This is a genomic window from Tessaracoccus bendigoensis DSM 12906 (assembly GCF_900141915.1).
Taxonomy (GTDB): Bacteria; Actinomycetota; Actinomycetes; order Propionibacteriales; family Propionibacteriaceae; genus Arachnia; species Arachnia bendigoensis.
In genome coordinates this window covers 15,925-27,244 of sequence record NZ_FQZG01000057.1, presented here as the reverse complement: position 1 = coordinate 27,244, position 11,320 = coordinate 15,925, and the positions used below count along the sequence as shown (strand labels likewise).

Genomic DNA, 11,320 nt, shown 5'->3' with positions numbered 1-11,320 from the left:
GGTTTCTGCGCCGTGTGCGGGGTGGTAACGCCCACGCCTGCTCGCAGAGCTCGCCGGGCGGCTCAACCGGCGCTCGGTTGAGCCGGGCCGTGAGGAACGAACGGCCCGTGACGAAACCATCGTGACCTTCCTGGGGAGTCTCTCAAGGTGTTGTGGTGGGGTTTCTGAACCGTGCGCCAGTGGGTTTCGTCACGCCTCGTTCGTTCCTCACGAGGCGGCTCAACCAGCGCGGTGCCAGTGGGTTTCGTCACGCCTGCTCGCAGAGCTCGCCGGGCGGCTCAACCGGCGGTCGGTTGAGCCGGGCCGTGAGGGACGAGCGGCCCGTGACGAAACCATCGTGACCATTCCGCGGACCTTTTCAAGATGCTGTGGTGGGGTTTCTGAACCGTGCGCCAGTGGGTTTCGTCACGCCTCGTTCGTTCCTCACGAGGCGGCTCAACCAGCGCGGTGCCAGGTGGTTTCGTCACGCCTGCTCGCAGAGCTCGCCGGGCGGCTCAACCGGCGCGTCGGTTGAGCCGGGCCGTGAGGAACGAACGGCCCGTGACGAAACCACTCGTGACCTTCCTGGGGAGTCTCTCAAGGTGTTGTGGTGGGGTTCCTGAACCGTGTGCCAGGTGGGTAACGCCCACGCCTCGTTCGTTCCTCACGAGGCGGCTCAACCAGCGCTCGAGGCGGCTCAACCGGCGCTCGAGGCGGCTCAACCGGCGCGCGAGGCGGCTCAACCAGCGCGGCTCAACAAACGCAGGTATTCAGTCCGCCCAGTATCGAGTTTCCCATGAAAGTCCTAGTCAAATGCTGCAAGAGGCCCTCTTAAGCGCCCCGATCGACCTCAATTGACCAGCTTTCTGGTCCCAACTACCCCCTGTACGGAGGTGTACGAACTTGCCAATCCGGCCGACCTGATTCGCCTTTTCCGCCCCCGCCTTGTTACGTTGCTTGCGCATCCAAGCGCTCGTGCTTCCCGCACCGGCGCCGGTCAGCCAGGGGCCTTGCCCCGCTCCTCCCGACACCCGCCGCCCTCTCCGAGGGGGCAACCGCCGCGCGAGGGCTGGCCTGTCCGTCATAGGACAGCATGCGGTTCTGGGGTCGCCTGGGGGCGGCGAGAAGGGAATGAAATGGCTCTGCTAACATCTTGGCCCGTCAGGAAATCTTGGGACCTGACATGGATCTGAATGAAGAAAAGATCGTGGATCAAGCAGAAAGCGCTCCTTCGCGCAACAAGCTAGCCCTCACGAGGGGCAAGCTGATCCGAGCCGTTCTCGACCTTCCAACGGCCTGGCGCCGCACATTCCTGGTTACGTGGGACTCATTGTCCTGGGTAATTGCCCTGCTCGCTTTCGTGCTTATCCGATACGACCTGTCCCTGACAAATGTCCAGTGGTTCTGGACGCTCCTCTACATCGGGCTCGCGATCGCGATTCAGGTTATCGGCGGCTTCGCCCTCCAGATCTACCTCGGACGCAGCCGGATCGGCAGCTTCGCAGAGGCGACCTGGATCGGCGCCCTGACCATGCTGATCGCCCTCACCCTCGGGCCCATCTTCTCCGCCGTCACACAGAACTTCCCCCACGGCGTCGGGCTCGTGGTGCCACCGTTTGCTCTGATCTGGATGGCCGGCGGCCGCTGGCTCTTCCGGGTCGCGACCTCCACCAGGCATCAGGCATCCAGCGACGCCGTCCCCGTGCTGATCTACGGCGCGGGCAGCACCGGGCACCAGGTGGCCCTCCTCGTCGACAAGGACGACGCGCCCCACTACGAGATCCGCGGCCTCATCGACGACGACGTCACCAAGCGCTTCCTGCGCATCAACGGCCACCGCATGCTCGGCACCGGGGACGACCTTGTCGAGGTGGCCCGAGCCACGGACGTCCGCAAGGTGATCCTGGCCATCTCGAAGGCGCCCGCCCATCTGATCCAGCACATCCACGACGAGTGCCATGCAAACGGCCTCGAACTGGTGATCGTGCCCCCGGTATCGGAGATGATCGGCGGGCGCGTCTCCCTGGCCGCGCTGCGCGAGTTCAACGTCCAGGACCTCCTCGGACGCCGTCCGATCCACACCGACCTTTCGAGCATCGCCGGCTACGTCACCGGCAAGACGGTGCTCGTCACCGGGGCTGGCGGCTCGATCGGCTCGGAACTGGCCAACCAGGTCCACAAGCTCGGCCCCAGCAAGCTCATCCTGCTCGACCGCGACGAATCGGCCCTCCACGCAGTCCAGCTGCGCCTCTACGGCGTCGGCCTGCTCGACACCGACGACATGGTGCTCTGCAGCATTCGAGACCACGAGGCCCTCAAGGCCGTCTTCGAGCACCACCGCCCAGACGTCGTGTTCCACGCCGCAGCGCTCAAGCACCTCCCGATGTTGGAGCAGTACCCGGCCGAAGGTTGGAAGACCAACGTTTGGGGCACCGCCAACGTGCTGTGCTGCGCCCGGCAGGCGGGCGTCACCAACTTCGTCAACATCTCCACCGACAAGGCCGCCGACGCCTCCAGCGTGCTCGGCCGGTCGAAGCGGATCGCGGAGCGACTGACCGCCTGGTACGCCAAGCGCTACGACCTGGCCTACCTGTCGGTGCGGTTCGGCAACGTGCTCGGCTCCCGCGGTTCCGTGCTCCACACCTTCCGGGCTCAGATCGACCGCGGCGGCCCCGTCACCGTCACCCACCCGGATGTGACCCGCTACTTCATGACCATCCCCGAGGCCTGCGAACTCGTGTTGCAGGCGGGTGCCATCGGCAACCCCGGCGACGTGATGGTCCTCGACATGGGCGAGCCGGTCAGGATCGTCGACGTCGCGGAGCGGCTGATCGCCGAATCCGGCAAGAGCATCGAGGTCCACTTCACCGGCCTGCGCGAGGGGGAGAAATTGGACGAGGTGCTGTTCAGCGAAGGTGAGGCGGGCGACAAGAGCGCGCATCCGCTGATCAACAGCGTCCAGGTCGACCCCCTCGACCCGGCGACCCTCCCTCGGGAGAAGCCCCGGCGCGAGGACGTCTACGGCCTGCTTGGGCAGGACGAAGCGCGCCAGCTGACGGCGGTTGCAGACACGGACCTGGAGGCCCTCGTCTCGTGACCGCACAGGACCCCCGACACGACTCAACCGGACGACGCCCGGCGGTTGGGCTTGCACTCAAACGCCTGATCGACGTCGTCGCCAGCGGCGCCGTGCTGCTGCTCATCTGGCCCGTCCTGTTGATCATCGCGTTGTGGGTCCGCCTCGACAGCAGAGGCCCGGCCTTGTTCCGCCAGGTCCGCGTCGGGAAGGGCATGGAGAACTTCCGCATTCTCAAGTTCCGTACGATGACGCATCGCCCCAACCCGACGACGGAGCAGGCGCATCAGCAGGTCATCACGGAGGGGGCCGATCCCAGGATCACGAGGGCCGGGCGGTTCCTGCGCTCAAGCAGCCTCGACGAACTCCCGCAACTCATCAACATCCTCAGGGGCGACATGAGCCTCATCGGCCCCCGCCCCATCATCCCGGCCCAACTGGCCGCGATGCCCACCCAGCGAATGGACCGCTTCGAGGTGCGCCCAGGTCTCACAGGGCTGGCCCAGACCCGCGGCAGGCGCGGTCTCGACTGGCTGAAGCAACTCGGCTACGACTCCGAATACGTGCGCACGCGCAGCCTTTGGTTGGACATTCGCATCGTCGTCGCCACGGTCAAGGTGGTGCTGACCGGCTCCGGCGTCTACGGCGGGGAGGGTTCCAACTGGCGGGCCCACCTCACCCCGGCCACGCCCGGGCCGGAAAGGGCAGAGCAGTGACCGACGCAATCGAGTGGATGCTGATCACCGCCAACCCTGAGCTTGCCAGGCACGCGGAGGCGTCCGGCGTCCACCGCATCTTCATCGACATGGAGGTCAACGGCAAGGCCGAGCGCCAAGGGCATCTGGATACCCACAAGGCCGCCCATACCTTCGACGACATCAGCGCGGTTCGTTCCGTGCTCACCAGCAGCGAGCTGATGGTCAGAGTCAACCCCCTGCATGGGGAAACCCGTCGTGAGGTCGACGAGGCCCTCGCACGCGGCGCCGACCGTCTGATGCTGCCGATGTTCACCACCGTCGACGAGGTGGCCGCCTTCCGCGGGCTCGTCCCGGCGGGCACCCCCATCACGTACCTGGCCGAGACCCCGCAGGCGCTCGTGCGCACCGAGGCCTGGATGCGTCACCTCCGCCTAGGCGACGAGGTCCACTACGGGCTTAACGACCTCAGCATCGCGATGGGCTTGGACTTCCTGTTCGAGCCTTTGGCTGCCGACCTGTTGAGTGAACCGGCAAGGCTCTTGAAGGCCGCCGGGATCCCGTTTGGCATCGGTGGCATCGCGCGCCCCGCAGGGGGTGAGTTGCCGGCCTCGGTGGTGCTCGGTGAGCACGTGCGGCTCGGCTCGAGCCGCCTCATCCTCTCGCGCGCCTTCCACGGTTCGGCCAAGACCGTACGGGAGTTGAGAGCCCGCCTCGACCTGCCCGCAGAGATCGCCGAGCTTCGAAATATCGAGGAGCGGTGGCGTACCGGCAGCGCCGATGCGCTCGCAAAGAACCAACGAGTGCTGGCGGGCCACTGTTTCCGGCTTGCGGAGGCGAGGCGAAATGCGGCCTGAAATCAAGCGCATCCTGTTTGCCCAGAACGCAGCGGTCATCGACCAGCAGCGTCAGCTCGTCACCGATCGGTTGAGGGAGGCTCTCGGCGCTCAGGTCGAATTTGCAAGCCAACCAGGGGATTTGGCGCTCGGATCGACGTTCGACGCGGTGATCGCCCCGACCGTCGCGTGGCTGCCGGAGCTACTGGGGCGTATTGAAGGAACGCCTTGGGTCCACTTCCTCTCCTCGGGCGTGGAGAAGATCTGGGCAATGGACGTCGACTGGGCCCAGTACACGCTGACCAGCAGCAAGGGCGTGCACGCCATACCGATCAGCGAATACGTCCTCGGGGCCATGCTCCACTTCGCGAAGCGTTTTGATCAGTTCACATCCCAGGCCCGAGAAGGCGTGTGGGAGCGGGCCTGGCTGCCCGAACTTACCGACGCGCAGGTCGTGATCGTCGGCGCAGGCAGCATCGGCCGGGAGGTCGCTAGCCGGTGCCGCTTCTTGGGAATGCAGATCCAAGCGGTGGCCCGCACTGCGCGCACCGACGCGGACCTGGGCAACGTCTTGGACTTTGCCCAGTTGTCGCAGGCGGCGGCATCCGCGGACTACCTGGTGGTGGCCGTTCCCCTGACTGCGGAAACCGCAGGGCTCGTTGGCGAGGACGTGCTCAGCAGCACGAAGCAGGGGGCGGTGTTGATCGACGTGTCCCGCGGGGGAGTGGTGTCGGAGGATGCGGTCGTCTCTGCGCTGGCCTCCGGCATACTGCGAGGTGCCGCCCTGGACGTGTTCGAGGAGGAGCCGCTGTCGGCGGGCTCGCAGCTGTGGGGGCGGCCAAACGTGCTGATCACCCCACACGTTGCGGGCACCACCCCGCGCTACATTGAGCGGGCGCTGGACGTCTTTGTTGCCAACGCTGAGCGGCTCGTCGCTGGGCAGGAACCCGCCACGTTCATCGACGCCAGCCAGGGATACTGAACAGATGAAGATCGAGACCGATGGGAGGGCTCCTCGCGCGCTCTTCACTGCCACTGTGCTCAGCCACATCGCGCAGTTCCATCAGCCAGCGATAGACCTCCTGAAGCAGGCAGGGTATGAGATACACGTCGCAGCCCGGAACAACCTTGACCAGAAGCCTGGCCTGGAATTGATCGGGGTGGATCGCGTCATCGAAGTACCGTTCGAACGCAGCCCCTTCACCCCACGGAACCTCTTGGCTGTGCGACGCCTGCGCCAGGTGCTGCGTGACACCGACTACGACCTGATCCACTGCAACACCCCCGTCGCTGGCCTCCTGACGCGCCTGTGTGGGCAGCGGTCGCGAGGGCGCGGCGCACGGATGGTGTACACCGCCCATGGCTTCCACTTCTTTAAGGGGGCGCCGCTCCTGAACTGGCTCCTCTATTGGCCACTGGAGTTGCTCTCCGCGTTCGGCACGGACGTATTGGTAACGATCAACAGAGAGGATCGCCTGCGAGCGGCTCGATTCCCGGCGCGCGCGGTGGAGTACATTCCAGGGGTGGGAGTGGACCTCGCCCGATTCAGCAGCTCAAGTGCCGACCGGTCTGAAGTACGGCGGAGCCTGGGCCTCTCAGATGGCGACTTCGTAGTGCTGTCGATCGGTGAACTCAACGACAACAAGAACCACCAGACCGTCATCAAGGCGCTAGCAGCCACTACCACGCCGGGCTTGCAGTACCTCATCTGTGGCAACGGGCCTCGACGCGACGACCTCGAGCGACTGGCCGGGGAGTTGGGGTTGAAGGATAGGGTCAGGTTCCTGGGCTATCGCCGCGACATTCCGGAGCTGCTGGCCGCCTCTGACGCCTTCTGTCTTCCCTCGATTCGAGAAGGGCTTCCAATGTCGCTCATGGAAGCGATGGCAGCTGGCCTACCCGTCATCGGTTCGCGGATTCGAGGTAGCGTGGACCTAGTCGATGTTGGGAGGGGAGGGCTCCTCGTCGCCGCTGCCGACGACCGAGCAGCCTTCACAGCCGCGCTCGATGTTCTGGGGGCGGATTCTGCAATGGCCGCAGCCATGGGCAGCTACAACGTCGGCCGCGTGCAGGACTTCTCCACGGATACTGTCACTTCTGCCTTAGCCAAGGTCTATGGTTTGAAGCTGACGGACGAGGCAGGTGCGGAGTGACCATTCTGTCTCAAGGACCGACACTGATCCGCAGCAAGGGTGATCCTGTATCCGTCCTCTACCCCATCCTTGCGGCACTCTTCGTCCTCGCTGCGTCGATTGGTCTGGGCGTGAACCCCGTCATGACGCTCCTCTTGGCCACCCTCACGGCGCTCGGCGTGCGCTCCAATGTGCAGATCGTCAACGGAACGAAATACCTGCAGCCCTATCTCATGTTTCTTGGGCTGAAGCTCGTCATTCTTGTCTACCAGATCCACTTTCGCAACCTGCCATTGAGCGGCGTTGATTGGCAGTTCTACGACAGGTTCGGGACCCAGCTAGCCCTGGATTCTGGTGGAGATCTATTCATCATCCTGACCAATGCAGAGTGGGATCTGTTCACGAGGCTGACCGCCTCGGTCTACGCGCTCTTCGGCGGCGGCTCCGAGCAGATGTATTTTCTGGTGTTCGTGACATCACTGGCAACGTTCACGTACATCTACCGCGCCGGAAGAATACTCACAGGCGAACTCGGCGGCGTGCGCGCCGCAATGCTGTTCATGGTCTGGCCGCACGAGATCGTGATGTCGGTCACGTTCCTGCGCGAAATGCCCATCCAACTGCTCGTGGCTGCCTCGCTGTACCAGTTCTTGCGCTTCTGGAACACCCGACGGATCGCTCCACTGCTTCTCGCCCTGGCTCTCTCTCTTGCAGCCACGCTGATGCATTCAGGGATGATCGTGCTGCCCATCGCCTTCGCTTATCTGGCGATCCGAAACCACAGGGTAGGAGGCATTCAACTTGTGCGGACTGCGCTGTTCATAGCGGCGATGCTTGTTCTGCTGCGCACGCCGCTTGCGGAGCCACTCCTTTCCAAGTTCGATAGCCTGACCGATGTCGGCGACCTACTCCAGCCCGGCCAGGGACCGGATGTAGCAACGATGGAGGCAACGACCTTTTACCTCGACCCCGCGGCCAGCGATGTACCCCTGTACCAGCTTCCTAGTCGAATGGTGTTGTTCGCGCTGAGCCCGCTACCGTGGCAGGCAACCAGCCTTGGAACGGCAATCTCGGTACTGATTGAGGGATTGCCTCGCCTCGGCCTAGTCGCGATGCTCTTGCTCAGCTACCCGCGCTGCCGCTCAGGGAAGCCGCAGAGCGACGTGCTCATTGCGGGACTTCTCCTAAGTATCCTCGCTGGCTACATCATCTTTAGCCTTGGAGTAAGCACTTACGGTTCGGCCATCAGGCACCGGGCCAAGTTTTTCCCCATTGAGATCGTCCTGGCCTATGCGGCCTTCGCTGCTGGCCCGGTGCGACGAGCAGGGGCGCCGCTGTTTTCCCGCAGAAGTAGCAATGTCCAGGCGGCTCGTCGATGACCACACCACCCCTAGGAGGGAACGTGTCAATCTGCAACGCGGAACAGTGCTTGGAGACGTGTGTAGAGCACGTTGCTGAACAAACCCTCGGAAACCTAGAGCTGGTCCTTATCGACGATGGGCCGTCCGAAGCTACTCCGAACATGTTTGCCCATAGTGCTGCTCGACCACTGTTAATGCAGACCGGCCAATTTCGATCCGCTGGCAGGAGAACCGCGGCACATAAACATAAGACATCAGTCTATTTGTTCACTTCTATACCGCAGGCACCACAAATTTGGTGCTCGCCGGTGGGTTGCTGATTGCATTGAGTAAACTCAGAGAACGGAGAAACCGTGCAAGCCGATGAACACCCCTTGGTTAGTGTGGTCGTTCCGATCTATAACGTGGAGCAATACCTAGCCCAGTGCGTGCAGAGCGTCCTAGATCAGGCGCACCGTGAGTTCGAACTGATCTTGGTCGACGACGGCTCCCCCGATGCATCAGGGGCAATGGCTGACACGTGGGCAGCGAGGGACGACCGCGTTGTGGTGATACACCAGGAGAATCAGGGGTTGTCGGGCGCTCGCAACACGGGGTTGGAACGCGCACGTGGTGACTACATCATCTTTCTCGATTCAGATGACTTCTGGCAAGGAGGCGATGCACTGGCGCGCTGTGTCGACGCGCTCCGTTCACACCCGACCACGGATGTGCTCATCTTTGATTCAGTGAGGTTCTACGAGAGTACTGGCGAAAAGACTTTTCGAAAGAAGGTATTGGATCGCACACGTATGAACGGAGCGTCGAATACCCAAGCGTTGAGGTACATGGTCGAGGTCTCTGATGTGCGTCCCAGCGCGTGTACCATGGTTGTTCGCCGCCGGTTCCTACTCAACAACAACCTGCGCTTTCGACTTGGCATCTTCTCCGAAGACATAGAGTGGTTCCTTCGGCTCGTCAGGTGTCCCGCGACCTACGACTACCTGCCCTTTTCGGTCTACATGTATCGACAGAACCGCGCTGGATCGATCACTGACATGATCGGTCGCGCTAACGTTGCGCACCTGTTGGATACGGTGACGCGAAGTTCGCGGGCGGTTCTTGAAAGCGACAGCTGCGACGAGTTCAAGGTGGATTTCGCCAGTTACTGCTTCTACCAGTTCACGATCGCCTTGGGCTTCTATGGGGGGTTGTCACGCGGAGACCGGAGGGCCCTGAATCCCCTCGTGAAGCGAGGTCGATACCTTGCGCAGTACGATAACTACGCAAGGAGTAGGGAGGTCGCACGCCTCATGCGGCTTATCGGACTTGAACCAACAGCGTGGGTGCTCAATAAGTTTCTCCGATTGCGAGCCTTTAGGAGGCGAGTCCGGTGAAGACCGCTACCGATGAAGCAGGAACTCCATCCCCAGTCCAGGGAGATCCAATAAGAGTGTTGCATGTCTGCGGTGCGCTCGCCGGAGGAGTGGGCAGTGTCCTGATGGGCTACTATCGCCACATTGACCGTTCCGCGGTGCAGTTCGATTTCCTGACCCACAGCGAGCCTGACCCTGACGTACGGACCGAGGTGGAGTCGCTGGGGGGAACCATCAACGTGGTCACCCCCAAAACCAGGGGCTTCATGAAGAATATCGCGGAGACCAAGGGCCTCATCAACCGACGCACCCCACATCAGGTTGTCCATGTGCACACCGCCAGTCCGACTAGCTTCATCTACCTGCTCATAGCGTGGATTGCAGGCAAGCGCGTCCGCGTCGCTCATTCGCACGCGACGAGCTTGGAGATTCCGCCCGGCTCTTGGCAGTTCCGCCTTCATTGCGCCTTACGCCCTTTGCTGCGATGGACTGCTACCGACCATTTCGCCTGCTCGGTTGCTGCCGGCCATTGGCTCTTCGGCGATGATGATGAGATCCGAGTCATCCCCAACGCGATTGACACCGAGAGATTCAAGTTCGACCTCGCCGCGCGAGAGCGCGTGAGGCTCGAACTCGGGATTGAGGACCGCCTAGTGGTTGGTCATGTCGGGCGCTTTGTCGACGCGAAGAACCACCGTTTCCTCGTGGATGTTTTTGCGGCGTTTGTGCGTCTTGAACCTCAGGCCGTTCTCCTCCTGGTCGGAGATGGCCCCCTTGAAAATGACGTGAGAAGGGCGGTCGGAAATGCTGGCCTAGAAGGCAAAGTTCACTTTCTGGGCCACAGATTGGATGTACCGGAGCTGCTCAGTGCAATGGACTTGTTCATCCTGCCGTCGAACTTCGAAGGGTTGCCTCTTGTCTTGGTGGAGTCACAGGCATTGGGGCTTCCGTCGTTGACGTCAACGGAGGTGACACGTGAGATCGCTCTTTCGGACTGTGTAGCGTTTGAGAGTCTCGCCACAGCACCAGGATCTTGGGCGGAGCGCGCACTGGGGATGACAGTTGCACCCAGCGAGCGCTTGATGTCCGACGAGATCGCCAAGGCGGGCTATGACATCACCTCGGCGGCGAGGAGCCTCGCCGAGTTCTACCGTTCGGAGGGTAGGTCCTCGGGCGGAGTCTGTGACCTTGCATATTGTTTGACGAAGGATTCGAAATGCGACTGCGCGCAAGAGGCCAGGAATTTGGTACGGCTCCTCCCAGCCTCAAACAAGGATCGCTTGTCCAGTTCAGGGCCTTAGTCGCCAGTGGGTCGCCCATCAATATGGTCATAAAGGATCAATGCGTATCAAGCCAGCGTCTATATCACGGAATATTGGTCGCACCCAAGAGCGAACTCACCCCAATCCAGATCGTCAATATCGCCCGCGGTCCAGCTGCTTGTGGATGGGGTCCGTGGTGGCCCTGGCCGTGGTCGTCGGCCAAGCAGAGGGTCGCTTTGGTACCAGCGCATTGCCGGATGCTCTCGGGAACGATTCAGAGATTCAAGTGTGCCGCGTGGCAATGCCTATCATATTGAGACTCTGGAGCGCAAGTAGAGTCAGGCATGTGCATAGCCTGAAGCTCCAGCCGTCGGTGCCCTGTCTTGGGTGCCCAAGCTTGGATGCTGGCGGTGGCGACATTCAAGACCATGGTCCCACGGGGGGTAGGCCTTCCAGGATAGAGTCTCGATCACCCCAGCCGGTTCGCTCGTTCTGGCAACCGAACCGGGATCGGATGGGTAGAAGGTTTGACGACAAGGCGTCTTCGCTGGTGTTCCCAGCGCGAAGACTGACTCGCCTCAGCGGAGCGTCAGGAGCCGGCCCCGCCGTGGCTTTTGATGCAGC

Annotated in this window: 9 protein-coding genes; all 9 read left to right on the top strand. The window is 62.5% G+C overall.

What is annotated here, in order from left to right; translation table 11 throughout:
* Positions 1 to 1,186: 1,186 nt before the first annotated feature.
* From BUC15_RS13755 to BUC15_RS13720, 9 genes are read left to right on the top strand one after another with little or no spacing between them, the layout of a single operon-like run.
* The gene (locus BUC15_RS13755; protein ID WP_217652252.1) at positions 1,187 to 3,076 is read left to right on the top strand and encodes a polysaccharide biosynthesis protein; all 1,890 of its coding nucleotides are present in this window, start codon (positions 1,187 to 1,189) and stop codon (positions 3,074 to 3,076) included.
* Positions 3,073 to 3,771 carry a sugar transferase gene (locus BUC15_RS13750; RefSeq protein ID WP_073189281.1) on the top strand — a complete coding sequence of 233 codons (699 nt, stop codon included), beginning with the start codon at positions 3,073 to 3,075 and terminating at the stop codon, positions 3,769 to 3,771. The genes BUC15_RS13755 and BUC15_RS13750 overlap by 4 nt, the downstream gene beginning before the upstream one ends.
* Positions 3,768 to 4,607, top strand: coding sequence for an aldolase/citrate lyase family protein (locus BUC15_RS13745; RefSeq protein WP_073189279.1), 840 nt, complete (start codon positions 3,768 to 3,770; stop codon positions 4,605 to 4,607). The genes BUC15_RS13750 and BUC15_RS13745 overlap by 4 nt, the downstream gene beginning before the upstream one ends.
* A complete protein-coding gene (locus BUC15_RS13740) occupies positions 4,597 to 5,568 on the top strand; it encodes a D-2-hydroxyacid dehydrogenase (protein WP_073189277.1) in 972 nt (323 codons plus the stop codon). The genes BUC15_RS13745 and BUC15_RS13740 overlap by 11 nt, the downstream gene beginning before the upstream one ends.
* A gap of 4 nt (positions 5,569 to 5,572) precedes the next feature.
* Entirely contained in the window at positions 5,573 to 6,739 is a 1,167-nt protein-coding gene (locus BUC15_RS13735) for a glycosyltransferase family 4 protein (RefSeq protein WP_073189275.1), read from the top strand.
* The gene (locus tag BUC15_RS13730) at positions 6,736 to 8,097 is read left to right on the top strand and encodes a glycosyltransferase family 39 protein (RefSeq protein WP_073189273.1); all 1,362 of its coding nucleotides are present in this window, start codon (positions 6,736 to 6,738) and stop codon (positions 8,095 to 8,097) included. Before BUC15_RS13735 ends, BUC15_RS13730 begins: the two co-directional genes overlap by 4 nt.
* Positions 8,094 to 8,399, top strand: a complete 306-nt coding sequence (locus BUC15_RS21275; protein WP_139280278.1) for a glycosyltransferase — start codon at positions 8,094 to 8,096, stop codon at positions 8,397 to 8,399. The genes BUC15_RS13730 and BUC15_RS21275 overlap by 4 nt, the downstream gene beginning before the upstream one ends.
* Before the next feature lie 33 nt (positions 8,400 to 8,432).
* Entirely contained in the window at positions 8,433 to 9,455 is a 1,023-nt protein-coding gene (locus BUC15_RS13725; protein WP_073189271.1) for a glycosyltransferase family 2 protein, read from the top strand.
* Positions 9,452 to 10,735 carry a glycosyltransferase family 1 protein gene (locus tag BUC15_RS13720; protein ID WP_139280277.1) on the top strand — a complete coding sequence of 428 codons (1,284 nt, stop codon included), beginning with the start codon at positions 9,452 to 9,454 and terminating at the stop codon, positions 10,733 to 10,735. The genes BUC15_RS13725 and BUC15_RS13720 overlap by 4 nt, the downstream gene beginning before the upstream one ends.
* Positions 10,736 to 11,320 lie beyond the last annotated feature (585 nt).